This window comes from Streptosporangium sp. NBC_01469, from assembly GCF_036227305.1.
Taxonomy (GTDB): Bacteria; Actinomycetota; Actinomycetes; order Streptosporangiales; family Streptosporangiaceae; genus Streptosporangium.
Window position 1 is genome coordinate 7,749,064 of the sequence record NZ_CP109465.1, and the last position, 24,874, is coordinate 7,773,937.

At 71.2% G+C, this 24,874-nt stretch carries 19 protein-coding genes, 1 pseudogene and 1 riboswitch; of the genes and pseudogenes, 7 read left to right on the forward strand and 13 right to left on the reverse strand.

Annotated features, from left to right (window positions below; all coding sequences use genetic code 11):
- Positions 1-48: 48 nt before the first annotated feature.
- The 6 genes from OG587_RS33885 to OG587_RS33910 all read right to left on the reverse strand — a co-directional run bounded on the left by OG587_RS33885 (position 49) and on the right by OG587_RS33910 (position 6,732).
- Positions 49-948 carry a phytoene/squalene synthase family protein gene (locus tag OG587_RS33885; protein ID WP_329082576.1) on the reverse strand — a complete coding sequence of 300 codons (900 nt, stop codon included), beginning with the start codon at positions 946-948 and terminating at the stop codon, positions 49-51.
- Positions 945-2,405 carry a phytoene desaturase family protein gene (gene crtI / locus OG587_RS33890; protein WP_329082578.1) on the reverse strand — a complete coding sequence of 487 codons (1,461 nt, stop codon included), beginning with the start codon at positions 2,403-2,405 and terminating at the stop codon, positions 945-947. The genes OG587_RS33885 and crtI overlap by 4 nt, the downstream gene beginning before the upstream one ends.
- Before the next feature lie 463 nt (positions 2,406-2,868).
- Positions 2,869-4,593, reverse strand: coding sequence for a S8 family serine peptidase (locus tag OG587_RS33895; protein WP_329082580.1), 1,725 nt, complete (start codon positions 4,591-4,593; stop codon positions 2,869-2,871).
- Positions 4,594-4,881: 288 nt separating this feature from the next.
- Positions 4,882-5,202, reverse strand: coding sequence for a protealysin inhibitor emfourin (locus OG587_RS33900; RefSeq protein ID WP_329082581.1), 321 nt, complete (start codon positions 5,200-5,202; stop codon positions 4,882-4,884).
- A 61-nt stretch (positions 5,203-5,263) separates the two neighbouring features.
- Entirely contained in the window at positions 5,264-6,355 is a 1,092-nt protein-coding gene (locus OG587_RS33905) for a M4 family metallopeptidase (RefSeq protein WP_329082583.1), read from the reverse strand.
- A 137-nt stretch (positions 6,356-6,492) separates the two neighbouring features.
- Entirely contained in the window at positions 6,493-6,732 is a 240-nt protein-coding gene (locus tag OG587_RS33910) for a zinc-binding dehydrogenase (RefSeq protein ID WP_329082585.1), read from the reverse strand.
- Between the two features lie 172 nt (positions 6,733-6,904).
- On the opposite strand from OG587_RS33910, the gene OG587_RS33915 reads away from it, so the two are divergent.
- From OG587_RS33915 to OG587_RS33925, 3 genes are all read left to right on the forward strand, one after another.
- On the forward strand, positions 6,905-7,321 hold the full coding sequence (locus OG587_RS33915) for a hypothetical protein (protein WP_329082587.1): 417 nt from the start codon (positions 6,905-6,907) through the stop codon (positions 7,319-7,321).
- 681 nt (positions 7,322-8,002) lie between these two features.
- A complete protein-coding gene (locus OG587_RS33920) occupies positions 8,003-8,842 on the forward strand; it encodes a metallophosphoesterase family protein (RefSeq protein WP_329082588.1) in 840 nt (279 codons plus the stop codon).
- The gene (locus OG587_RS33925; RefSeq protein WP_329082590.1) at positions 8,839-9,489 is read left to right on the forward strand and encodes a 4'-phosphopantetheinyl transferase family protein; all 651 of its coding nucleotides are present in this window, start codon (positions 8,839-8,841) and stop codon (positions 9,487-9,489) included. The genes OG587_RS33920 and OG587_RS33925 overlap by 4 nt, the downstream gene beginning before the upstream one ends.
- A 91-nt stretch (positions 9,490-9,580) precedes the next feature.
- On the opposite strand, the gene OG587_RS33930 is transcribed toward OG587_RS33925, so the two are convergent.
- Both OG587_RS33930 and OG587_RS33935 read right to left on the reverse strand, forming a co-directional pair.
- Positions 9,581-10,225, reverse strand: a complete 645-nt coding sequence (locus OG587_RS33930; RefSeq protein WP_329082592.1) for a response regulator transcription factor — start codon at positions 10,223-10,225, stop codon at positions 9,581-9,583.
- 14 nt (positions 10,226-10,239) lie between these two features.
- The gene (locus tag OG587_RS33935) at positions 10,240-11,514 is read right to left on the reverse strand and encodes a sensor histidine kinase (protein ID WP_329082594.1); all 1,275 of its coding nucleotides are present in this window, start codon (positions 11,512-11,514) and stop codon (positions 10,240-10,242) included.
- Between the two features lie 319 nt (positions 11,515-11,833).
- On the opposite strand from OG587_RS33935, the gene OG587_RS33940 reads away from it, so the two are divergent.
- Complete coding sequence (locus OG587_RS33940; RefSeq protein ID WP_329082595.1) at positions 11,834-13,366, forward strand: alpha/beta fold hydrolase; 1,533 nt, start codon at positions 11,834-11,836, stop codon at positions 13,364-13,366.
- 168 nt (positions 13,367-13,534) lie between these two features.
- Here OG587_RS33940 and OG587_RS33945 read toward each other — a convergent pair whose 3' ends face one another.
- Both OG587_RS33945 and OG587_RS33950 read right to left on the reverse strand, forming a co-directional pair.
- Positions 13,535-14,632, reverse strand: coding sequence for a lytic polysaccharide monooxygenase auxiliary activity family 9 protein (locus OG587_RS33945; protein ID WP_329082597.1), 1,098 nt, complete (start codon positions 14,630-14,632; stop codon positions 13,535-13,537).
- Between the two features lie 213 nt (positions 14,633-14,845).
- A complete protein-coding gene (locus tag OG587_RS33950) occupies positions 14,846-17,149 on the reverse strand; it encodes a polysaccharide lyase 8 family protein (protein ID WP_329082599.1) in 2,304 nt (767 codons plus the stop codon).
- A 204-nt stretch (positions 17,150-17,353) separates the two neighbouring features.
- Here OG587_RS33950 and OG587_RS33955 point away from each other — a divergent pair.
- Positions 17,354-17,548, forward strand: a pseudogene (locus tag OG587_RS33955) (DUF6082 family protein); the annotation flags it as partial.
- A gap of 168 nt (positions 17,549-17,716) precedes the next feature.
- Here OG587_RS33955 and metH read toward each other — a convergent pair.
- On the reverse strand, positions 17,717-21,406 hold the full coding sequence (gene metH / locus OG587_RS33960) for a methionine synthase (RefSeq protein WP_329082600.1): 3,690 nt from the start codon (positions 21,404-21,406) through the stop codon (positions 17,717-17,719).
- Positions 21,407-21,420: 14 nt separating this feature from the next.
- Positions 21,421-21,496: riboswitch (S-adenosyl-L-homocysteine riboswitch) on the reverse strand.
- Between the two features lie 44 nt (positions 21,497-21,540).
- Positions 21,541-21,843, reverse strand: coding sequence for a hypothetical protein (locus tag OG587_RS33965; RefSeq protein WP_329082602.1), 303 nt, complete (start codon positions 21,841-21,843; stop codon positions 21,541-21,543).
- A 207-nt stretch (positions 21,844-22,050) separates the two neighbouring features.
- Between OG587_RS33965 and OG587_RS33970 the strand changes: the two genes are divergently transcribed.
- Positions 22,051-23,091 carry a trypsin-like serine peptidase gene (locus OG587_RS33970; RefSeq protein ID WP_329082604.1) on the forward strand — a complete coding sequence of 347 codons (1,041 nt, stop codon included), beginning with the start codon at positions 22,051-22,053 and terminating at the stop codon, positions 23,089-23,091.
- Between the two features lie 91 nt (positions 23,092-23,182).
- Complete coding sequence (locus OG587_RS33975) at positions 23,183-23,629, forward strand: MarR family winged helix-turn-helix transcriptional regulator (RefSeq protein WP_329082606.1); 447 nt, start codon at positions 23,183-23,185, stop codon at positions 23,627-23,629.
- Between the two features lie 36 nt (positions 23,630-23,665).
- Here the strand turns inward: OG587_RS33975 and OG587_RS33980 are convergent, their stop codons facing one another.
- The gene (locus tag OG587_RS33980; RefSeq protein ID WP_329082608.1) at positions 23,666-24,832 is read right to left on the reverse strand and encodes a ThuA domain-containing protein; all 1,167 of its coding nucleotides are present in this window, start codon (positions 24,830-24,832) and stop codon (positions 23,666-23,668) included.
- Positions 24,833-24,874: the final 42 nt, after the last annotated feature.

Below are 24,874 nucleotides of genomic sequence, written 5' to 3' on the forward strand. Positions count from 1 at the left end.
CGGACGGCCTCACACCGGACGGCCTCACGACACGTCCGCCCGGCCGGTTCAAGGAATCTCGGCGATCAGGCGACGCTCGGCGCGGTCGGCCGCGGACGCCGCGAGCAGATGCCGCGCGAAGATCGCCAACCGTCGCCGCCGGGGCACGACGGCCCTCGCGCCGAGGACGTCGTGGCGGGCGGCCTCGATCCGGTCGAGGATGCCTCCGTACAGCTGGAAGGCGGCGCGAACACACGGCCGGGAGGAGGGGGTCAGCATGTCGAACCCCTCCTCGGCCCGCGCGTAGTGGTCCCTGGCCCGCCGGGTCTGGAAGGCCAGCAGCTCGCGCAGTGCCGGGGTGGGGGCGCCGCGCCCCAGGTCGGCCACCTTCACCCCGAACCCGTCCAGGTCCTCCAGCGGCAGGTAGACCCGGCCGCGTTCCAGGTCCTCGGCGACGTCGCGCAGGAAGTTGGTCAGCTGGAAGGCCAGTCCCAGCTGGCGGGCCGGTTCGCGGGCCTTGTCCTCCATGCCGGGCAGCGGTTCGAGGACGGGCAGCATCATGGTGCCGATCACCGCGGCCGAGCCCTCCATGTAGACGAGCAGGTCGTCGTAGGTCGCGTAGCGGGTGACGGTCAGATCGGTCCGCATCGAGCGCAGGAACGCGTCGATGTCGCCGTGGTCGATGCCGAAGGAGCGCACGGTCTGCGCGAACGCCGGGAGCACCGGGTCGTCGGTGGTCCCGCCGTCCAGGGTGGCGGCCAGCCGGGTGGTCAGGCCGTCGAGCGCCCGCGCCCTGTCGCCGGTCATCGTGAAGGAGTCCACGATCTCGTCGGCGTAGCGCGCGAAGCCGTACAGGGCGTGCACGTGCGGGCGCTTCCAGGCGGGCAGCAGCAGGGTCGCCAGGTAGTAGGAGCGGCCGTGACGGGCGTTGAGCCTGCGGCAGAGTTCGTAGCTGGCGGTCAGGGTCATCGGGAGGTCTCCAGTACGCGTTCCGCGGCGAGCCGGCCGGAGATCAGCACCGGTGGCACCCCCACCCCCGGCGCGGTGTACATCCCGGCGAAGTGCAGCCCCGGCACGCGCCTGGCCGCGCCCGCCGGCCGGAACCAGGCCGTCTGGGTGAAGCGGTGGTCCAGGGCGAAGGGGGTGCCCGCCGAGTGGCCGAGCCGCGCCCAGGCGGGCGGGTCGAGGGTGAGCCTCGGCGCGGAGGACAGGTCACCGTAGCCGAGGTCGGCGAGCCTGCCGAGCAGCCGGTCCTCCAGCCGCGGGGTGAGCCGGTCCCAGTCGGCGCCGCCGCGCAGGTTGGCGGTCGGTTCCAGCACGGTGAGAGTGGCGTGGCCGGACGGCGCGGCGCCGGTGTCGGACTCGGGGTAGGTGACGAGCAGGTTCGGGTCGGGCTGTGGCCGCCCGGCCCGCAGCGCGGCGAAGGTGGCGTCCCACTCCCTGCCGAAGTGCAGGGTGTGGTGCGCCTGCCCGGCCAGGCGGCGGTCGAGGCCGAAGTGCAGGACCAGGCAGGAGGGCGAGTAGCGGGGGCGGCGGAGCCGCCAGTCGCCCGCGCCCTTCGGGAGCAGCCCGGTGTGGGCGCGGGACAGGTCGCAGGCGACCACGACGTTCCCCGCCGCCAGGCGCTCCCCGGTGTCGAGCCTGACCCCGGAGACGCCGGAGGACCCGGCCTCGACCCTGACGGCGCGCACCCCGTACCGGAGGCGCGCGCCCGCCTTCTCGGCCAGCGCGGCCAGGGCGAGCGGGATGGCGTGCATCCCGCCGACGCGCGGGAAGAAGACGCCGCCGACGGTGTCCATGTGGGCGATGACCGCGTAGATCCCGAGTGCCTGCCGGGGTGGCAGGCCCACGTACAGGGCCTGGAAGGTGTGCGCCTTGACCAGCCGGTGGTCGGTGAGGTGGCTCCTGACGAGGGAGTCCAGGCTGCGGAAGCCGCCCAGGGCCGCCAGGCGCGCCAGGACGCGGGGCTGGACGAGGTCGCGCAGCCTCGTCATGTCGCGGTCGATGAACGCGGGCCACTCGGCGTCGAACAGCTCGCCGAGCCTGGCGCGGAAACGCCGGTATCTCTCGGCCTCCGCGGCGCCGCTCAGCGCGCGCACCCGTTCGGCCATGGCGTCCTGCCCGGCCACCACGTCCAGGTGGGAACCGTCGTGGTAACGCAGCCGGTAGTACGGGTCCAGGCGCCGCAGCGGGAGCGTGCTCTCCATGTCCTCCCCGGCGGCGGCGAAGACGTCGGCCAGGACCTCCGGCATGGTCAGCACCGAGGGGCCGGTGTCGAAGCGGTACTCACCGAGGACGGCCGTACCGCAGCAGCCGCCCGGCACGTCGTTCGCCTCCACGACCGTGACGTCCCGCCCGGCGGCGGCCAGCCGGACCGCGGCGGCCAGGCCGCCGAGACCGGCGCCGATCACCACGACCGGGCTCACGCGCTCCTCCTCGTCGCCGGGCTCCCCGGGCCCTTCACGCCCTCCGGCGGCGCACCGGCCCGGATACGGGCGGGCGGGGGCGCCTTACGTCCCGGATGGGGGTCCATCCGCTCACGGGGCCGATCGATCTCACGCGTGACGGCGGCCACGGGCATCACTCCTTCGCGTCCACAGAGGACTTCGCAAGCGAGACCGCGTCCGGATGCGTTTGTCCGACGGCAGGCGTACGACCCGACCGATGGCGACCGATGGCGTCTGACGATCCATCCCCGGACCGGGCCGCCGGTAAATCAACCCATCACGCAAGAAGGCGTAAAAACGGCACGGGGCCGGCGCCCGCCTTCCGCGCGGGCGCCGGCCCCATCCGGCCCGTCCAGCCGGTTCGACCGGTTCGACCGGTTCGGTTCGTACCGCCGGGTGCCCGGCGTCCGCCGCGATGCGGACGCCGGGCACCCGGTTCAGGTCAGCGGACCGCCCGGAGGGCGTCGACGATCCCGTAACCGTAGAAGCCGTTACGCAGCACGCTTCCCTCGCACGTGTGCGTCGAGGTCGCCGTGGTGCCGTCCGGCAGGTGCCTGGTGTAGGTGTAGGCGGGCGGGGTGGGGCAGGCCGTCCTGGTCGCGGTGCCCTTGAGGACCGTCTCCACGACGGCGGGGTGGAGCTTCTTTCCGCCGTGCACCCGGTCGCGCTGGCCGTACTTGCTCACGATCAGCGCGGCGACACCGGCGGCGCGGGGGGAGGCCATCGAGGTGCCCTGGAGATACTCGTAGTAGGCGCAGACGCTGCCCTTGCAGCTGCGGACCACGTTGGTGACGTTGGGCGTGCCGTCGGGGTTGAGCTGGCCGCGCGCCTCGGCCAGGGACTTGGGATAGGCCGCCAGCGTCGCCCTGGTGACGTCGCGGGTGTTGCCGGGGGTGTCGTAGACGTCGCCGCCAGGGGACGAGACGTCGACGTAGCCGTTGCCGTGGTCGGAGTAGTACGACTTGCGCTTGCTGATGCCGGTCGAGGAGACCGAGATCACGTGCTTGCCCTCGCTCGGCATGGAGACGCAGCTCGTGGGGATCGTCCGCGAGTAGGGCACCTCGCCGGGGACGCTGGCGAAGTCGGGGCTGGAGGCGTCGACGAGCGTCTTGGTGTAGTCGCTGGCGCCGTTGCCCGCCGCGGACACCAGGGTCACGCCCTTGCTGTACGCGTAGTCGAGCGCCCGCTGGGTGGCCTTGATGATCGTGGCCTGCTCCTGCCGATCGGCCGGGGAGTCCGCCGGGTTGTCGACGCAGTTGAACAGCCACGGGTCGATGTAGTAGCTCATGTTGACCACGTCGACGCCGACGTCACCGGCGTAGGTCAGCGCGTCGATGCTGGGCTGCAGGAAGAAGTATCCGGAGTCCTGGCCGGCCCGCAGGTTCACGATCGAGACCTTGGGCGCCACGCCCGCCGTGCCGAGCCCGTTGAGGGGCGAGGCGATGGACGACGCCACGTGCGTGCCGTGCTCGTTCTCGTCGACGTCCGCCGGGTCGTTGCAGGAGCGGTCCGGCTCCGCCTCACACGGGCCGTCGACCTCGTTGCCGTCGGCGTCGACGGGGATGTCGACGGTGAAGTTGCGGCTCAGCCGCCGGTTGAAGTTCGGCGCGATGTCGGGGTGGGAGCCGTCGACGCCGGTGTCGATGACGCCGACCAGCACGCCGGGGTCGCCCTGCTGGTGGCGGTAGGAGCCGTCGACGGTCGCGTGGATCTGCTTCATGTCCCACTGGAGCTCCGACAGCGGCTCCGCGGCAGGCGCGGGCCCACCGAAGGTGGAGGCGGCGGGAGCGCCGTCACCGGCCTTCTCCACGGCCCTCGCCTGCACGGTCGCGCGGCCGGCGGCTCCCCTCCTGGCGGAGGGCACACTGCCGATGGACCGGTTGTGGGCGATGTCGTCGATCGAGGCGGCGTCGCGCACCGCCTCGGCGAAGCGGGTGTTCGTCGTCTTGACGGTGGCGACGCCGACCGCGGTGTTCTCCTTGAGGATGTTTCCGCCCGCCGCCTTGATGGCCTGCTGGGCGTCCGCGAGGCGCGCGCCCTCCGTGTAGAGGACGACGTACTCGGCTTCCGCGCCCGGTTCGGCGATCACCTGCCGGGCCTGCGCCGGGGGCACCAACGCGGCTGCCACGAGGGTGACGACGGCCGCAGTGATGATGACGCGTTTCACATATACCTCCGTATATCCGAAGAGCTCCCCGCAAATGTGGTTTCATGCGCGCCAACAATCCAGGCATGCACACATTTGCCGCCAAGGTGTAATAAAGCCAACAGGCGCCCGGGAATCCCGCCGCTTCTGTGACCTGCACACATTGGCGAATCATGCCATCAGTGAACCGTTACATGGGAATACTCGCGCCAAAACCGGTGACAGCGTGGAGTTTCGTGTGGTCAAGCCCGCTTTGAAGCGGCCGGAACGAGCCTGAAGAGGCCGGGGCGGAGAGGCCGGGACGGGAGGTCAGCCGGGCGGGCCGACCCGCTCCTGCCGTCCCGGCAGCGAGGTCACGTACGAGATGAGCGCGCGGAGCGGGCCGGGGAGGTCGCCCTCGCGTGCGCGCGTCGTGAGCACGCGGCCGCCGTCCTCGACGGTCAGCTCGTAGTCGAAGCGGTCGGGCTGTCCCGCCGGGGAGCCCGGCCGCTCCGGCGTGCCGGACAGCCCGGCCCGCTCCACCCGGGCGCGCAGCTCGGCCTCCTCGTCCGGCGCCAGCGACGCGGAGTCGACCGTGGTGACCGTGACGAGGCCGGCGATGCCGCCACCCCGGACGATCGAGACCTTCATGGGAACGATCCTAGACCGGCCCGCGCGACCCGGCCGGTGCCGCGCCGCGACCGGCCCCTCCCTACAGGACCCCGACCTGCTGCCACGCGGCGCGTACCTTCCGCTGCTCGTCCCCGTCCGCGCCGAACAGCTCCCCGGCCACCTCCACGGTCGCCTCCGCGGCCTCCCGGAAGTCGGAGCGCGGCCGGAGCCGCTCGGTGAGCGTGACGTACCAGACGCGCCCGGCGCGCTCCCAGGCGTGGCCGCCGATGGCTGTGGCGGCGAGGTAGAAGGCGTGATTGGGGATGCCCGAGTTGATGTGGACGCCCCCGTGGTCGTTGGAGGGGTTGCCGTCGTCGGGCAGGTCCACGTAGTCGCGCATGTGCCCCGGCTGGCGGTCGCGGCCCCCGGTGGGGGTCGACCAGGCGGTGCCCGGCGCCTTCATCGACCGCAGGGCCGTCCCCCGCAGGGCGCTGCCCAGGATGCCCTCGCCGATGAGCCAGTCGGCCTGCTCCGCGGTCTGCCCCCGGCCGTACTGCTTGGCGAGCGACCCGAAGACGTCGGAGAACGACTCGTTGAGGGCGCCGGGCTGCTTGCTGTAGACCAGGTTCGCGGTGAACTGGGTGATGCCGTGGGTCAGCTCGTGCGCCACGATGTCGACGGCCTTGGTGAGAGAGCCCTTGGTGAAGACCTGCCCGCTGCCGTCACCGTAGATCATCTGGAAGCCGATCCAGGCGGCGTTGTCGTAGTCGGTCCCGTAGTGGACCGAGGAGACGATCTCCAGCCCCCGCCCGTCGATGCTGTCGCGCTCGAAGACCCGCCGGTAGAAGTCGTAGGTGACGCCCGCCCCGTCGTAGGCCTCGTCGACCGCCGCGTCACCGGACGGCTGGTCGCCCTCCCCGCGCCTCCTGCGCCCGGGGAGATCGAAGTCGCCGCCGTTCTCGACGTCGTAGACCGTGCGCACCATGCCGGGGGCGGGCTCCACGTCGGCGACGGTGAGACTGAGCTGGCGCAGCGCCCCGGCGAACGACGCGCGCTGCGCACGGGCGGTCTCCGAGGTGACCAGGGTCCTGAGCGCGGCCTCCCGCTCCTCGGGGGTTCCCTGTTCGGCGACCGCCTCGAGCAGGTCGGGGGGTGCGATGCAGCACGGGGGCATGCTGTCGTATGTCGTCATACGTCAAGAATCGCCGCCGTCTCCGGCGGGCGCACGGGTATGGCCTTACTCATATGGAAAGCCAAGGCCGCAAAAAAGGGTAATTAATCCCTTTGTTCGCTTTTCTCCCTATCCTTCGCACCCCGGTGTGACCGGGCTCAGAAGACCAGCACGACCTTGCCGGACAGCTTTCCTCGCAGGAATCGCTCATACGCGGCCCGCACGTCACGCAGGCCGTACCGCGAGTCGATTCGCGGTCGCGCCTGCCCCGCATCGACGATCGCGGCCAGTTCGGCAAGCCCCGCGCCGTCCTCGCGCACCTGGTTGACGGTGGTGCGTACCTTCCGATGAGTCGAAGGCCTCCCCTCGCTCCGCGTGACTCGGAGGGATGGTGTCATGGGCGTCCCACCTCGCGACCAGGAACAATGATCACGGCGGGGGCCGTCTCGCGTACCTGCGCGCGATCTCGCCCAACCTCACGATGTGCGGCCGGAGTACTATTTTTACCCAAATTTGGGATGTTCGGTATGGTGACTCGGTCAAGATCAAGTCACCCTATGAGGTTGAAACATGAACTATAAGAAGCTTGCGGCCGTCTTGCTCGGCTCCGCCGCTGTGACGGCCGCGCTGCTGACCCCGGCAACGCCCGCCTCCGCACAGGCGGGCACCGCACAGACCGGCGCGGCCACCACTGCGACGAGAGCCGCCACGGCGTTGGTCGAGCAAGCCAGCGTCAGATGCTCCAAGCCCAGTGGCAAGCGGGCCAACTACTCCTGGGGCGAGGGCACCACGACCGTGACCATTTACTTCAACAACCACTGCAGCCACAAGGTCAGTGTCAAGATCTCGTTCGAGAGGAAGGGCTCGAGCGGCCCCACGGTCTCCACGTCCCGCTGCATGACGGTGAACGCCAACACCAAGGGCAGCAAGAAGTTCTACGCCGCCCGCTACAAGCCCTATTCCGTGACCCGGGTCTCAAGCTGCTAGTTGGAACTTCCTTCCGTAGCCCACGGCTCGTACGGTCCGCGATCGAACCGGTTCGCGCGCAGGATGTCAGGAGTTCGAATCTCCTCAGCTCCACTCCGCGTCAGAGGCCATCTTCATGATCAGGAAGTGGCTTTTTTGATCTTGTGCAGCAGCAGGACACAGCGACGGCTACGTATCGGGGCTGTTCGTCGAGTCGGATGAACGCCATCCGTGTGCCCTTGGCGGGAGAGGCCGTCGTAAGGCCTGGCCGTCTTGATCCTCCAGCCCTCCGCCTGTCCCGGGGTCGCAGTCTTCGGGAATGAGGGGTGAGCCAGGACGGCGTTTCCAGGGCGCCCGGCCACCCCGGTGAGTGACAGTTCCGGCCCATTGGCTGGGGGACTGTCACCCACCGGGGCCGTGGACTCGCCGTTTCGCGGCGGGGTGGGGTGTGCCTCTGGGAGCGATCGTGAGAGGGTTCTTTTTGCTCGGCGATCACGGGTTCGTGACCGCGCCCGGGGATGCGGGCGAGACGGAGGCGGCGGTGTTTGGGAACGTGGCAACGAACGAGGAGAGAGCGGGGGCACTCACGGTGCCGATGCTCGGCGGACGGCCCGCGTCTGTCATCAGGCCCACGGCGGCCACCGGTTCACCCGGGACGGGACGCGTGCCGGGGGGCACCGGTTCGCGGAGGACGGGCCGCGCATGACGTCACTGCTGGCCATCAGCGACCTGCACATCGGCTACCAGGAGAACCGCAGCATCGTCGAGGAGCTGCGGCCCACCTCCGCCTCCGACTGGCTGCTGGTCGCCGGGGACGTCTCCGAGAAGGTCTCCGACGTCGAGTGGGCCCTGGGACTGCTCGCCGGACGGTTCGAGAAGGTGGTGTGGGCGCCCGGCAACCACGAGCTGTGGACCCATCCCAGCGACCCCGTCCAACTGCGCGGCGAGGAGCGCTACCGGCACCTGGTCGAGGTGTGCCGGAACCTGGGGGTGGCGACGCCCGAGGACCCCTACCTCACCTGGACCGGCCCCGGCGGCCCGGTCACCGTCGCCCCGCTGTTCGTGCTGTACGACTACACCTTCCGCATGCCCGGCGTGGCCACGAAGGAGGAGGCGCTCGCCCGCGCGTACGACAAGGGGGTGGTCTGCACCGACGAGATGCTGCTGCACCCCGATCCGTACCCCACCAGGGAAGCCTGGTGCGACGCCAGGATCGCCGAGACCGAACGGCGCCTGGAGGCCAGGCCGGCCGGGATCCCGACGGTGCTGGTCAACCACTACCCGCTGGTGCGCGAGCCCACCCTGATCCTGTGGCACCCGGAGTTCGCGATCTGGTGCGGCACCGAACGCACCGCCGACTGGCACCTGCGCTTCGACGCCGCCACGGTCGTCTACGGCCACCTGCACATCCCCCGGACCACCTGGCACGACGGTGTCCGCTTCGAGGAGGTCTCCTTGGGCTATCCCCGCGAATGGCGTCCCCGCTCCACCGCGCCCGGCCAGCTGCGGCGCATCCTGCCCAGCCCACAGCCCGTCGCATGATCGAGAAGATCCTGCCGCCGTGGGTGGCGAGCTCGGAGTGCTTCGAGGACCCGCCGGACGTCATGCTGTTCCCCGAGGAGGAGGCGGCCATCGTCCGCGCGGTGGAGAAGCGGCGGCGCGAGTTCCGCACCGCGCGCCACTGCGCCCGCCAGGCCATGGCCCGTCTCGGGGTGCCCCCGGCACCGATCCTGCCCGGCGAGCGCGGCGCCCCCGGATGGCCGGACGGGGTGGTGGGCGCCATCACCCACTGCGCCGGATACCGCGCGGCGGCCGTCTCCCTGGAGGCGCTGACCGTCGGCATCGACGCGGAGCCCCACGGGCCGCTCCCCGACGGCATCCTGCCCTCGGTCTCCCTGCCCGAGGAACGGGCCGCGATCGCGCGGCTCGACGACGGCGTGCACTGGGACCGGTTGCTGTTCAGCGCCAAGGAGAGCGTCTACAAGGCGTGGTTCCCGCTGGCCAGGCGCTGGCTCGGCTTCGAGGACGCCCACCTCGTCTTCTCCCCCTCCGGCACGTTCACCGCCCGCCTCCTCGTCCCTGGCCCCCTCGTGGAGGGCCGGGAGCTGACCGGTTTCACCGGCCGCTGGCTGGTGTCCGACGGCCTGGTCGTGACCGCCATCGCCGTACCCGGGAAACCCTCGTCCTGACCGCGTACCGCCCCGGCCCGCCGCCCGGTCCCGCGGGCACGCCGCGCAGGTGCTGACCTGGCTGCGCGACCACCGGTGAGGCCGCGGCGCGTCAGGACTCCAGGTACCGCAGCACGGCGAGCACGCGGCGGTGGTCGCTCTGCGACGGCGGCAGCCCGAGCTTGGTGAAGATGTGCGTGACGTGCTTCTCCACCGACCCGTACGACAGGAACAGCGCCTCGGCGATCGCGCCGTTCGACCGTCCGTCGGCCATCATGACGAGCACCTCGCGCTCCCGGGGGGTGAGGGTGTCGAGAGCGTCGGCGCGCCTGCCGGTCGCCATCATCCGGGTGACGACCTCCGGGTCCAGCACGGTCTCGCCCGCCGCGATCCGGGAGAGCGCCATCAGGAAGTCTCCGACGTCGGCGACCCGCTCCTTCAGCAGGTACCCCACCCCCCGCGAATCCTCGGCGAGGAGCAGGGTCGCCGAGCGCGTCTCCACGTACTGGGAGAAGACCAGCACTCCGACGCCGGGATGGTCGCGCCGGATGTCGATCGCGGCGCGCAGGCCCTCGTCGGTGTGCGTCGGCGGCATGCGCACGTCCACGACGGCGACGTCCGGCCGGTGCTCATCCACCGCGGCGCGCAGCGCGGTCCCGTCGCCCACGGCCGCGGCGACCTCGTGCCCCCGCGTGGTGAGCAGCAGGGTCAGCCCGGCTCTGAGCACCGCGGAATCCTCGGCGACGACGACGCGCATGCGATCTCCTCCGTTCAGGTGGGAAGCGGCACCTCCACGGTGACCACCGTAGGTCCTCCGGGAGGACTGTCGATCTCCAGCCGCCCGTCCACCACGCCCACCCGGGCCGCCAGCCCCGGCAGTCCCGTCCCCGGGCCCACCGAGGCGCCTCCCGTCCCGTCGTCGCCGACGTGCAGCCGCAGCAGGCCGTCGTGTCCCCGTACGTCGACGATCGCCCGCCGCGCGCCGCTGTGCCTGACCACGTTGGCGAGCAGTTCGGCGGTGCAGAAGTAGACGATCGTCTCCACCACGGCGGAGGGACGGCGGGGCAGGTCGACACGGAGGTCGACGGGCAGCGCGAAGCGCGTGACGAGCGTGGCGAGCGCGACCTCCAGCCCCTGGTCCAGTACGGGCGGGTAGATGCCGTGGATCAGCAGGCGCAGGTCGGCGATGATCTCCTTGGTGTCGCGGTGGGCGGCGTCCACCAGGTCGCGCGCCCGGTGGAGCCGGTCCTCCGGTGAGGAGTTGTCGGCGAGCTCGTCCTTCGCCATGCCCAGGCTCATCGCCAGCGCCACGAGGCGTGCCTGCGGCCCGTCGTGCAGGTCACGCTCGATCCGGCGCAGGGTCGCCGTGGAGTCCTCGGCCATCCGGGCCCGCGTCGCCTCCAGGTGGCCGACCCTGACCGAGGTCCTGGTCGGGCCGAGCAGGGCGCGCGCGAGGAACCGTTCGGGGAGCAGCGCGACCCGCAGCGCGAGGGGGGCGAGCGCGAGCAGCGGCAGACCCGCCGCGCCCAGCAGCAGGGCACCCGGCCAGGTGCCGGCGTGCGGGCCCCACGCGCCGATGGGTACCGGCGACCACCGGGCGGGGTAGGAGAGCAGAAGTAGGCCGCCGCCCCAGAACCCGGCGGCGGTTCCGAGGGCGAGCAGCGCGGTCAGGGGCTTGACCAGAAGGTAGGCCGCCGCCCGCCACCCCACGTCGTCGCCGAGTGCCGACGTGAACCAGCCGACCGGCCCCGGACCCGGCCTGAAGGGAGCGGGGGCCGGGGTCCGGACGTCCAGCAGCAGGCGGGCCAGGCCGAGGTGGACCGCCCCCAGATACCGGGCTCCCCTTACCGTGGCGGCCAGCATCGGGAGACCGACGAGTGCCGTCGACCACGACGCGGCCAGCAGCAGGGCGAGGATGAGGAGCAGGCCGACGACGGCCAGCGGCGGCGCGGCCAGCGTGTGGCCCAGCTCGCGCCAGACCCGCCCCGGCCTTGACCTCGGCTGCGGTTCCGGCCTCGGTGGGACCTGATCCGTCGCCGAGGACACCGGCGCCGGAAGCGGGGCGGGGGACGGAACCGGGGCGGGAATCGCCGGAGGGACGGGCTCGGGGACCGGGGACGAGGGTGGGGGCGGCACCGCCGGGGGTGGAGGGCCGGAGGGAGGGCGGCTCATTCCTCCAGCCTGCCGCACCCCGCTCCTGCGGGACATCCGGGGGGCCCGTGGGGGATATCCCGAGGTTTCCCGGCGGACGTCCCGGTGGCCCTCGGCGGACGGAGCCGCGACGGTGGAGGGGAGCCGGTGTTCCCGAACCGGCGGGAGACACCGTACGGCGCACCGGCCGCCGTCCAGACAGAAGGAGCCACGGATGTACGGAAAGATCGGATCGTTGTTCACCGGACTGGTCGCGGCGTCGGCGCTGCTCGTCCCGGTGGGAGCGCCCTCCCACGCGGCGGGATCGGCGCGGGCGTTCTCGCCTGCCACGGAGTCTGCGCGGGCTCCGGCCCTCGTGTCACCGGGAGCGGTCTCACGGCTGAAGTGGAAGGCGTGCGCGGGTGAGAACCTCCCGGAGGGGATCCGGTGCGCCACCGTCACGGTGCCGGTGGACTGGAGGAAACCGCGCGGGCGGAAGATCACCCTGGATCTGGCGCGGCTCCCCGCCACCGACCCGGCGAACCGGATCGGGAGCGTGCTGCAGATCCCGGGAGGACCCGGGGCCGAGGGAGTCACGGACCTGAAAGAGTCGGCGCCCGGCCTCACCGAGTTACGCCGCCGCTTCGACCTCGTCGGCTACAACCCGCGCAACACCCGGATCAGGGAGAGACTGCCCGCGGTGTGCTCGGAGATGGGTCCGCAGCTACTCGAACCCCGCGACCGTGAGGAGTACCGGGTCCTGGCGGCGCGCCTGGAGGCGGCGGCGCGCGAGTGCCGGGACGCGGACTCCAGCGGCCTGTTCGACAACCTCGACTCCCTGTCGGTGGCACGGGACATGGAGGCGGTCCGCAAGGCTCTGGGCGAGCGGCGGCTGAGCTTCATGGCCAACTCCTACGGAGGGGTGCCCGCCGCGGCGTACGCGCGCCTGTTCCCCGAGCGCGTCCGGGCGATGTACCTCGACGGGGCGGCCGACCAGGTCAACGGGTGGAGCGACCTGGCCCTGGCCCAGGCCCCCGCCGGCGAGCGGATGTTCGGGCGTTTCACCTCCTGGTGCGCGGCCGACAGCGCCTGCGCTCTGCACGGGGAGGACGCGGGCGCGGTCTGGCGAGCCCTCACCGAGAAGCTGGACCGCTCCCCGATCCCGATCTCGTCCCCGGAGTTCGGCGAGGGGAAACTGACCGGCTGGCACCTGAGGATGCTGGGCTTCCTGGCGAACCCGGGCCCGGACAACGCCGCGTGGGCGGCCTTCGCCACGGCGGTGGACAAGGCCCGGAACGGGGACGGTTCCGGTTTCGGGGAGTTCGTCATCGGCAACATGCGGGTCTGGACGATCCCGGCCCTGCGGGCGATAACCTGTCCCGACGACCGTGGCTTCACCGGCTACGCCCAGTTCCGCGACGTCTCCCGCCGGATGCGGGAGGCCTCCCCCAACCTGGGCGCCGCGCCGTTCGACATGCTGACCTGCGCCGGCTGGCCTCGGCCGGTCGCCAACCCGTCCCGCCCGCTGCCGGTCCGCGGCCTGCCGCCGTTCCTGGGGGCCGGGTCCTGGAGCGACTACACCATGACCGCGAGCCTGGCCGGGACCGTGCCCGGTTCGGTCACCGTCCGGTACGACGGTCCCGGACACGTCCTCTACATGCCGGGCAACGGCGGGCCCGCCAGCCGGTGCGTGATCGGGCACGCCACCCGCTACCTCGTCGACCTGACGCTCCCCGCCCTCGGCACCGTCTGCCGCCCCGGGGAGTGACGCCTCCCCGTCCCCTGCCGTCTCACGCGTTCCCTCCCGGGAGCGGTTCCGGAAAACGGTCGTGAGAAGCCGGCCGGCCCGCCAGGGGGCGCGGGCCGGCTCGGTGCCGGAAACCGGCCCGCCACCGGAAGGTGGCGGGCCGGATCGCGCGTGCCCGGCGGGAGGGGATCAGGTCGCCGTGCAGGTGAGGGTGGGGGTGCCGCTGGTGCCGGAGCCGAGGAATCCGAAGGTGGCGGCGGCGCCGGCGCCCAGTGAGCCGTTGTGGGCGACGTTGCGGGCGCTGACCGCAGACCCGCCGGCGGTCACGGTCGCGTTCCACGCCGAGCTGACCCGCTCACCGCCCGCGAAGGTCCAGTTCACCGTCCAGCCGGTGATCGCCCTGGAGCCTGCGGTCACGCTCACGTCGGCCTGGAAGCCGCCGGACCACTGGGAGGTGACGCGGTAGGTGGCCGAGCAGCCGCCGGGGACCGGGGTCGGGGTGGGCGTGGGGGTCGGGGTGGGAGTCGGCGTGGGCGTGGGGGTCGGGGTCGGGTTGGGGTTCGTACCGCCGGTGAAGTTGACGTCGCTGCAGAAGTAGTAGGACTGGTCGAGGTGGCTGGCCTGCCAGACGGTGTAGACGATGTGGTGGCCGGTACGGCCGGGCGCGTTCACCGGGATGGGCGTGGTGGTACCGGTGGGCCTGCTGCCCAGCTGGTTGACGAGTTCCAGGTCACTCCACCTCAGCGGCTGGGTCTTGGGGTTGAAGCCCTGTTTGGTGACGTAGACGCGGATGTAGTCCGCGCCGTGCGAGGCCTGGTCCAGCAGGTTCATCGTGAACGAGGCGGGACGGTCCACCGTCTTCCACGCGCCCACCGTGTCCATGGAGTTGTAGCGGCCGCCTTCGGTCCGGCCGCCGCTGCACAGCTGCCCGTCGGGGATCGCGGCCTGGTGATTGCCGCCGACGCCCTCGCGGAACAGCCCGTTCCAGTTCCACATCGCGTTGGTGTTGCTCTGCCAGGCCTGCCAGCACATGGGGTCCTGCTGGGCCATGGACGGGTTCTGGAAGTCACTCCCCCAGCGCTCCCAGCAGCCGTAGTTGCGCGAGGGCGGATCGCTGATCGAGCCGTGCGCCGCGGCGGGGGCCGCCATCACGGTGGTGAGCATGAGCGCTGTCGCGACCGCGACGGCGGCCGCGACAACCATCCGCCAGACCGGGGTCCGGTGGAGGGATGCGACGCCGGACACGTGGGCCTGGTCGCGCAGGAGTCGGAGCGTACGTGACCTCATCGGGTACAGGTCTCCTTTTCGAATGCCGGGGACGGGTCCTGGCGCGCCGAGTGAGGGAGGGGTCCTCACGCCAGAGAGTCCCCACCGTCGCCCAATCCGCATCGGGGGGCAATGGTGGCTCCCGGCTCTCGAAGGGGGACGGGCCCGGAGCTGGCCAAACCTCGCAAAGCGGATGAAAGGTTCATTTCCGAATGGTTTCCCTGGGGGCAGGAGTCAGACGCGCACCTCCGCGGTGTGGGCGTACCCGCGGCTGCCACCCACTTCCACCTTGAGCGCGGTCCTGGCCCTGCGCACGCTGCGGTCGCTTTCTCTGACCGATTTCACCGGCCAGGGCAACCTGATCTTCACCTCGTCGATGGTCCTGGACGGGTCGGACACCGCGAGCCGTACCCGCTTGCCGGCGCGGCGGACCAGCAGCGTGCAGGGGCCGTCGACGGCGAGCGGCCCATCCGCGGTCTCGACGGTCCCCGCACGCCAGAAGACGGCGGCGATCACACCGTCGCGCGAGATGGCCTGCACCGCCGCGGAATTGGCGAGGATCTCGATCCGCCCCTCATAGGCCTCCATCTGCGTGATGGAGGCATCAGGCAGTACGGCGTAGGCGTAGCGGGCCTTGCGGGGATCGACGCCGTGGTCGATGAGGATCGTCGTGTAGTGCCTGGTGACAGGGGATGTGTCGCCACCGGTGGTGGCGCCCTTGTCGATGTCGCGCCAGCGGCCGGTGCGCTCCTTGCGGATCACCTTCGCATCGGCGCCGTCGAGCAGCGCGTAGCCGGCCACGCCGGACAGGTGGATCCAGCCGTCGCCCCGGGTCAGCGGCGGATGCCGGTCGTGGGTGTTGCGGTTCTCCAGGATGGTCTCGACACGGCGGCCGTCGGAGGCGGTGATGCCGGCGCCGAGGGCGATCACCGCGTCGTCGAGCAGGAACCACGCCTTCTTGGCCCGCAGCGAGGAGCCACCGGCGATCAGCCTCATGGCGGCCACGCCGTACTCGCCGTCGAGTGCCACGCCGCCCGCCCACGGGGTGGGGGGCAGGCGACGGTGGTCGTGCGGAAGATCGGCGCGTCTGCGGGTGTCGACCGTCGTGCCCGGCAGCCGGTACGGGTCGATCGTGGGCCACAGGTCGTCGTTCCAGTGGGTGAGGTCGCCGGTGTAGAGGTAGGTCATGCCGTCGCCGGTGTACCAGCCGTGCAGATTCTCCCGATTCATGGCTTCGGCCGCGCCGATGCGCTTTGAGCTCATCGCGATCGCGTACGCCCAGGTGGGACGGCGGTGCACGACCCGGTCCATGTCGGCGAAGACGTACGTGCCCGTCGTGCGCGGGCCGACCGGCACCGATGGGTCGGCCAGCAGGGCCGTGGCCCTCGCGATGCTCGCCGGCGGTGCGAACGCGCCGTAGGGGGTGGCCTGGTTGCGGGTGAGCCAGCCTTTGACCAGCGGTCGCCAACGCCGGGCATGGCGCTCGGGCGCCGTTTCCAGCAAGGTGAGGACGGCCTCGACGGCCTTGTGTCCCGAGTGGTGGTCACGGTGGCCCTGCACCGAGATCTGCCGGCCGCGTACGCAGTCCATCATCAGCCCGTCGAAGACGAACGGCACGAACGAGCGATCCACGAGGTCGTAGACGTTACCGACGCCGGTGATCTCCCACGGTGACCCGGCGAGCATGGCGATCAGCTTGGCCACGCTCTCCAGGTAGTCCACGCCGTAGCTGCCGGTGTAGGGGTACACGTCGTGCTGGATGAACGATCCGTCACGGTAGAAGCCGTCGCCTGGGCCCCTTGTCGGCCGCAGCAGATCGGAGACCGCGTCCCTGGCCCGCCTGACGAGGCGTGCGTCGTGGGTGAGCACTCCGCGCATCGCCACCGCCATGGCCTTGCCCGCACGGTTGGCGCCGGTCTCGACGACGCCGGGGTGACTGACACGGCGCTCCGGGTCGGGGCACCAGCGGCGCAAGGGACGCAACCAGCGCTCGAGGCGGCCTGAGGGCAGGCCGTCGTACAGCAGGGCGCAGGTGTCGGTCAGCGCGCGGGGGACGCCGATCTCCCACCAGAACCAGTTGCTGCCCCGCCGGTCGAGCCCTTCGTGGTAGGCGTGCTCGTAGAGGAAGTCCAGCGCCCTGACAGCGGTCTCGGCGACCTGGCTGTCCCGATGCATGGCGGTGCCCGGCGTGGCCCAGGCCAGCGCCAGTGTGCGCATGCGGTTGTAGGAGCGGTTGAAGTTACCCGTCCGGGGGTCCGACAGCGGCAGGTCGGGCCACAGGCTCGGGCGACCGGCAGCGGGCTTCAGCTTACGCAGCACCGCATTGGCCGAACCCTCGAGCGCCCGCGTCCTGTCGGTATAAGCCCTGTCGGTATGAGCGGAGTTGTATGCCCCACCGGCCAGCAGGCTCACCCACCGCTCACGCGCGGCGTCGAACACGGCGGCGCCGACCGCCTCGGCCGGTCTCTCCCACAGGGCGAGACCGGCCACTGTCGCGGCGCTCAGCAGGGCGGACCGCCGACTGAGGGGGTGGGTCATGAGGACTCTTCCGGCGATAGAGCAATATCAAAAAAAGATCATAGGGCGACATACGAGTGGGCTGTTCAACTCCGGTGACGGTGAGTGGGCGTACGAACGTCGCCGGGAACACGCCGCACACCGACCTGATGCGGATGGCCACGGAGGACCCGGTGTGCCGGGCCTGCCGGGGCGCGTTCTTCACCTCCGAGAACACCGGCGAACAGCGCGCACATGTGCGTCAACATGATCGCCAACCACTGGCTGATGATGTGGGAGCCCCGCTCCATCACCGAGACGCACCCGCGCTCGATCGCCGACGTCGTCCTCGCCAGGCCTGTCGGCTGGAGGTTCTGGACCGATGCCAGGAAGAGACGACTGCTGAGCGCCGAAACCCACGAGAACGACACTTCACCCTGATCCTCGACGAGGTCCACCGCACGGTTCCCGCCCCACCCGCTCGAGCAGCCGTCTGATCCTCTCGCCCCTCCCCGACTTCCGCCGCGGGTCATCGGGATGAGGCGCATTCCCGTTCAGCCTCCCGCCGGTCGGGCCACCAGCGGGAGACAGCCCCCGTACCGTCAAGGATCAGCTCGGTTCGTAGGCGAGGTTGGGGCGCAGCCAGCGCTCGACCTCGGCAAGGTCGAGGCCCCGGCGCTGGGCGTAGTCCTCGACCTGGTCCCTGCCGATACGTCCCACAGTGAAGTAGCGCGACGACTCGTGGGCGAAGAGCAGCCCGCTCACACTGGCGGCCGGGGTCATCGCGAAGGACTCGGTCAGGCCCATGCCGAGCCGGTCGGCGTCCAGCAGGTCGAACAGCTCCCGCTTCTGGCTGTGGTCGGGGCTCGCGGGATAGCCGAGCGCGGGACGGATGCCGCGGAAGCGCTCCGCGTGCAGGTCCTCGATGAGGGGATCGGCGTCCGGCTCGTACCAGCCCCGCCGCGCCTGTAGGTGGATGTGCTCGGCGAACGCCTCGGCCAGGCGGTCGGCGAGGGCCTTCACCATGATCGACCGATAGTCGTCGTTCTGCGCCTCGTAGAAGGCCGAGAGCTCCTCGGCGCCGTGCACGGCCACGGCGAACCCGCCCAGGTGGTCTCCGGCCGGAGCCACGTAGTCCGCCAGGCTCCGGTTGGGCCGACCCTCGGGCTTGGCCGTCTGCTGGCGCAGCATCGGCAGCCGAAGACCCTCGCCGGGACCGTCGATCACGATGTCGTCGCCCTCGGAGTGGGCGGGCCAGTAGCCGTAGGCGCCCTTGGCCTGGAAGCTCCCCTCGGCGATGATCTGGTCGAGCATGGTGTTGGCGTCGTCGAAGAGCTCGCGGGCCACCGGCTGGTCCAGGATGGCCGGGTACTTGCCCTTCAGCTCCCAGGCCAGGAAGAGGAACTGCCAGTCGATCATCGCGCGGAGGGTGCCCAGGTCCGGCTCCACGACGCGGACGCCGGTGAAATCGGGGACGGGCAGGTCCTCGAAGGAGACCCGCTCGGGGTTCGCGCGGGCCTTCTCGACGGTCAGCAGGGGGGTGCGCTGCTTGTTCGCGTACTGCTCGCGCAGGCGCTCCTGGTCGGCGCGGTTGCTCGCCTCCAGTATCTGGGCCCGGCCGCCGTCCAGCAGGTCGGAGACGACGCCGACGACGCGGGAGGCGTCGAGCACGTGGACCGTGGGGTTTTCGTAGGCGGGGGCGATGCGGACCGCGGTGTGCTGGCGCGAGGTTGTGGCGCCGCCGACCAGCAGGGGCAGCTTCAACCCGCGGCGCTGCATCTCCGCGGCGACGGTGACCATCTCGTCCAGCGACGGGGTGATCAGCCCGGAGAGCCCGATGACGTCGGCTCCCTCGGCGAGCGCGGTGTCCAGGATGACCGAGGCCGGGACCATCACCCCGAGGTCGATGACCTCGTAGTTGTTGCAGCCGAGGACGACGCCCACGATGTTCTTGCCGATGTCGTGCACGTCGCCCTTGACGGTGGCGAGCACCACCTTGCCCTGGCCGCGGCCGGTGTCGAGGCGTCCCTCCAGCCGCGCCTGCTCCTTCTCCGCCTCCATGTAGGGCTCGAGGTAGGCGACCGAGCGCTTCATCACCCGCGCGCTCTTGACCACCTGCGGCAGGAACATCTTCCCCGCCCCGAACAGGTCGCCCACGATCTTCATCCCGTCCATGAGCGGCCCCTCGATCACCTCAAGGGGGCGTTTCCTGCTCTGGCGGGCCTCCTCGGTGTCGGCCTCGATGAAGTCGACGATGCCGTGCACGAGGGCGTACGACAGGCGCTCCTCCACCGGGGCGTCCCGCCAGGCCAGGTCCACGACGCGGCGCGTGCCGGAGCCGCTCACGGTCTCGGCGAAGGTGACGAGCCGGTCGGTGGCGTCGTCTCGCCGATCGAAGATCACGTCCTCGACGAGTTCGAGCAGGTCGGCGGGGATGTCCTGGTAGACCGCGAGCTGCCCCGCGTTGACGATGCCCATGTCCAGCCCGGCGCGCACCGCGTGCAGCAGGAACGCCGAGTGCATCGCCTCGCGCACGACGTCGTTGCCTCGGAAGGAGAACGACAGGTTGGAGATGCCGCCGCTGGTCAGCGCCCCCGGGCAGCGCTCCTTGATCAACGGCAGCGCCTCGATGAACGCCTTGGCGTACCCGTTGTGCTCGCTGATGCCGGTGGCGACCGCGAGCACGTTGGGGTCGAACACGATGTCCTCGGGGGCGAACCCGGCCCGCTGGGTCAGCAGGTCGTACGCGCGGGCGCAGATCGACACCTTGCGCTCGGCGGTGTCGGCCTGCCCCTTCTCGTCGAAGGCCATCACCACCACGCCCGCGCCGTAGTCGCGGATGATCCGGGCCTGCTCAAGGAACGCCTCCTCGCCCTCCTTGAGGCTGATCGAGTTGACGACGCCCTTGCCCTGCACGCACTTGAGCCCGGCCTCCAGCACGCTCCACCGCGAGCTGTCGATCATGACCGGGATGCGGGCGACCTCCGGCTCGGTCGCGATCAGGTTCAGGAAGGTGGTCATGGCCTGCACGCTGTCGAGCAGGTCGGCGTCCATGTTGACGTCGAGCAGGTTGGCCCCGCCGCGTACCTGCTCCAGCGCGACGTCGACGGCCGCCTGGTGATCGCCGCCCTCGATCAGGCGCCGGAAGCGCGCCGAGCCGGTGACGTTGGTCCGCTCGCCGATCATGACGAACCCGGTGTCCGGGCCGATCTCGAAGGGCTCAAGGCCGCTGAACCGGGTACGGGCCGGCGGTTCCGCGACCTTGCGCGGCGGGAGGCCGGACACGGCGGCCGCGATCCGCTCGATGTGCTGCGGCGAGGTCCCGCAGCACCCGCCGACGATGTTGACCATCCCCGAGGTGGCGAACTCGCCGAGCAGCGCCGCCGTCTCCTCCGGGGTCTGGTCGTAGCCGCCGAACGCGTTGGGCAGGCCCGCGTTGGGGTGGCTGGCCGTGTAGGTGCCGGCGAGGCGCGCCAGTTCGGCGACGTGCGGGCGCGCCTCCTCGGCGCCCAGCGCGCAGTTCACGCCGACCACGAGCGGTTCGGCGTGCCGGATCGCGCTCCAGAACGCCTCGACGGTCTGTCCCGACAGCGTGCGCCCGCTCAGGTCGACGATCGTCACCGAGATCCACAGGGGCAGGTGCGGGGCGACGTCGCGGGCGGCGGCGATCGCGGCCTTCGCGTTGAGCGTGTCGAAGATCGTCTCGATCAGCAGCAGGTCGACCCCGCCCTCGGCCAGCGCGCTGATCTGCTCGGCGTACGTGGCACGGACCTCGTCGAACGAGACCGCCCGGTAGGCGGGGTCCTCGACGCGCGGGGACAGCGACAGCGTGACGTTCAGCGGGCCGATCGAACCGGCCACGAACCGCCCGCCCGCCTCGTCCGCGGCCTGGCGGGCCAGCTGGGCGGCCCGCAGGTTCATCTCCCGCACCAGCGACTCCAGCCCGTAGTCGGCCTGGCCGATGCTCGTGGCGGTGAAGGTGTTGGTGGTGGTGATGTCCGCGCCGGCCGCGAGGTACTGCCGGTGGATGTCCAGGATGACGTCGGGGCGCGTCAGGTTCAGCAGGTCGGGGTCGCCGGTCACGTCGCGCGGGTGATCGAGGAACCGGTCGCCACGGTAGTCGGCCGGGGTGAGCGAGGCTCCCTGCAGCATCGTGCCCCAGGCTCCGTCGAGCACCAGGATCCGCTGGCCCAGCAGCTCCCGCAGGGCCTCCGCGCGGTCGCCGGCCCCCGGCGTGCCGTCCGCGGGACGCGCACCACCGGGCGCGTGCTCGTCGTCGTGCCTCAAGGATCCGTTCATCGGTCCACCTCCCGTCGTGGGAGGCGCCCTTACCGAAAGATCCAGACCGAGCGTGGCGGACCTGGGTCCGTCGCAGCGCCTCTCGGCCTTGGGATCAAGAATACCGAGCGCGGTAACAAGACGCCAAACATCGGTCATAAGTCTAGAAAAGTCTCACGATCTCGGTACGGCGGGCCGGAGCCCCGCCGACGCCGGGGCCGCGTCACCATCGCCACCACCGTCGGCTTCACCGTCGCCGCCGTCACCCGCCGCCGACGCGACCCCCAGGCTGCGAGCTGGTGGGCCGCGTAGCCGAGCCACGCGGAGGCACGAGTCCAGGCGGTGGGTTCCGGCAGCTTCCAGTAGTACCAGGAGGCGCCCTGGTCGGGCAGCAGCCGGACGCCCTGCAGCCGCTGGCCCAGCAGCCACACCAGCCCGGTGAGAACCGCGCTGGCCACGATCCCCAGGAGAAGGGTGCGGCTGGCGCTCGGGCAGCCCGGCGGCGGCCAGACCCTCGCCTCCCGTATCGAACATGTGATCTAAAACTCATGGAAACAGGGCCTTGCCCGAGGTTACGATCTTGCTGTTCGCCGGCCGGGTCGACCGGTCGGCTCTCCACACCGAACAGGGCGCGAAGACGCCCATGCCTGGATGGGAGATCAAGCTTGAGACGTGCACTGATCGTGTTGGGTGTCGGTCTGAGCGTGTTGGGTTCCACCGTCGTCGTCGCACCGGCACAGGCCGCGAACGTGGTGATGGTCCGGCTGGCCCCCACCGCGCCGGAGGCTCAGGAGGTCGCGAGGTTCTGGTTCGCCGACGGGGCCGCCAACCTGAGGAACGCCACACCGTACGCCGTGCGGACGGCGGCCGGCGGGGAACGCCTGTCCACGGACATCGTCCCGGCCGGTCCCCAGTTCTCCCTCCCACCCCTGGAGGGACCGGCCTCGCCGGAAGGGGCGATGCCCACGACCTTGGGCAAGGTGTTCTTCATCGGCGGCGACCTCCAGCCGCACTGGTGCACCGGCACGTCCGTGTACTCGAAGTACCGGAACATCGTCGCGACGGCGGGTCACTGCCTGCTGGACACCGAGGCCCCGGCCGGTCCGCTCGACAAGTGGGTCTTCGTCCCCGCCTACTCCGAGGGCACGGCCCCGTACGGCCTGTACGTCGGGAAGGCGAGCTTCGTGCACCAGGACTTCGACGACATCCGGGACTACGACCGCGACCTCGCCTTCGTCAACGTGTACCGCGGTGTCGCCTCCCCTTCTCCGGACGTGCTGACCAATGTCGGGATGCTGGCCGAGAACGTCGGCGCTCAGGGGATCACGTTCAACCAGCCGCTCACGCCCGCGGCCGACGTCTTCGGCTACCCCGCCGGTCCCCACCCCGACGGCGACCGGCCCTACACGGGCGAGACCCTCGAACGGTCGACCGGACCGACGTCCGCGATGGAGGTCACCGGCCTCCCCACGGACCGGCCCGTCGGCGTGGACTCCCCGTTCACCGGTGAGGGCTCCCTCGGTTCCTCGTGGCTGACCGGCTACACGAGCGACAGCCGCGTCGGCTATCTCAACGGCGTCACGATCAGCGTTTCCGACACCGACGGCGACGGCCGGTACGACACCGGCGTCTCACCGTACTTCGACACCGAATTGTGCCAGGTCTACCGGAAGGCCGAGTCCTTCTGGACCGGCGTCGTCGCCTAGACGGCCCCATGCCCGCCGCGTCCGCCCGGAGGGGCGGGCGCGGTGTCATGTCCAGGAGTTCCGCGGCCTTCGCGTCTGGGACAATGGGCGAGTGGCCGAGGGAGATGAGCACCGAGTCGCTCCGGATCCGCAGGCGATGCGCGCGGACATCCGTTCCTGGCCCACGGGCCGGCTGCTGTCGGTGGCCGCCCGCATGGTCGAGGGCCGCTTCCACGACTTCCTCACGGCGCACGGCCTCACGCACGCGGGCCTGATCGCCCTGCACCACGTCGTCGAGGGCCGGCTGGCGCAGCGCGAGCTCGCGACGCTGTGCCGGGTGACCGACCAGACGATGAGCCGGACGGTCGAGGGGCTGCACCGGGCCGGATACGTGGAGCGCGCGACCGACGAGCGCGACCGGCGGCGCGCCCTCGTCGAGATCACTCCCGCGGGCGGGAGGCGGTGCCGGAGACCGCGCGCCGCGAGGAGCGCGGCTCCGGCGTCCCGCCGGGGGCGGTCGGCGAGTACGACCACTTCCGCGGGCAACCGATCAGGTTGATCACGATCGTGAGAGGCACTCGCCGACCGCCGGGAACTACCTGGTGATGGTGAAGGTGTCCACGTCGAACAGCGAGCCGGAGCCGCCGCTGAAGGTCAGGAACACCGGCCCGGAGCCCGTCCCGGTGAGGTTGGTGGAGATGGTCCTGAAGGTGTCCCAGCTACCGGTGTTCGGCACGGTCACCGTGCCGAGCACCGTCCCGGTCTGCGAACCGGCGCGGACCCGGATGGTGCCGCCGGCACCCGCCGAGGAGACGCGGGCGCTGAAGGTCTTCGCCCCGGAGGCGTTCACCGACGCGTACCCGGCCCAGTCGCCGTTGTCGATGTAGCCCACCGTCCTGCCGCCGCTGGCCGTGCCGTGGCCGGCCGGCTGCACGCCGAAGTTGGAGGTGTAGGCCTCCCCCTCGACCGTGGTGGAACCGCCACCGCCGGTCCTCGGGCTGCAGTCGGCCGCGACCTGTCCCGCCGCGTACTTGATGCCGCCGAGGAGCAGGCTGCGGAAGGCCGGTTCCGCATAGGACTGGATGGTGTGGCCCAGGCCCGTGTAGAAGGAGCGGCCAGAACCCTGCGGGTGGCACCAGGTGATGGGGTGGTCACCGTTCATGGTGCCGCCGCTGTAGGTGCCCTCGTCGAGAGACTGCAGGACGCGCGCGGTGGAACGGGGGTTGGTGCGGTAGTTGTACCACTCGTCGCTGCGGCTCCAGGTGGCGCCGAGGTGCGAGGTGGCCGGGTGCGTGTTGTCCTCGGTCTTCACGGTGGCCTGCTGGATCGCGGGGTGGCCGCTGAACCAGGCGCCGACGAGCTGGCCGTAGTAGGCCCAGTCGTACTCGGTGTCGGCCGCCGCGTGGACGCCGAGGTAACCGCCGCCGCCGTTGACGTAGTTCTGGAAGGCGGTCTGCTGGGTGGCGTTGAGGACGTCACCGGTGGTGCTGAGGAAGACCACGGCCTCGTACGTGGCCAGGTTGGACGCGTTGAACGCGTTCGCGTCCTCGGTCGCGGTGACGGTGAAGCCGTTGGCGGTGCCCAGGTCCCGGATGGCCTGGATGCCGGTCGGGATGGAGTCGTGCCGGAATCCGGCCGTCTTGGAGAAAACCAGCACCTCGTACGGGGCGGCGGCGTGGGCCGCGGCCGGGACGAGCACGGTCGCGGCCGCCATGGTGGCCGCCGCGGCTGTCGCCAGCCCGCGTGCGATGAGACTACGCATCGCTGTCCTTTCGTGTGCGGGAAGATCCCCGGTGCGGCGGTC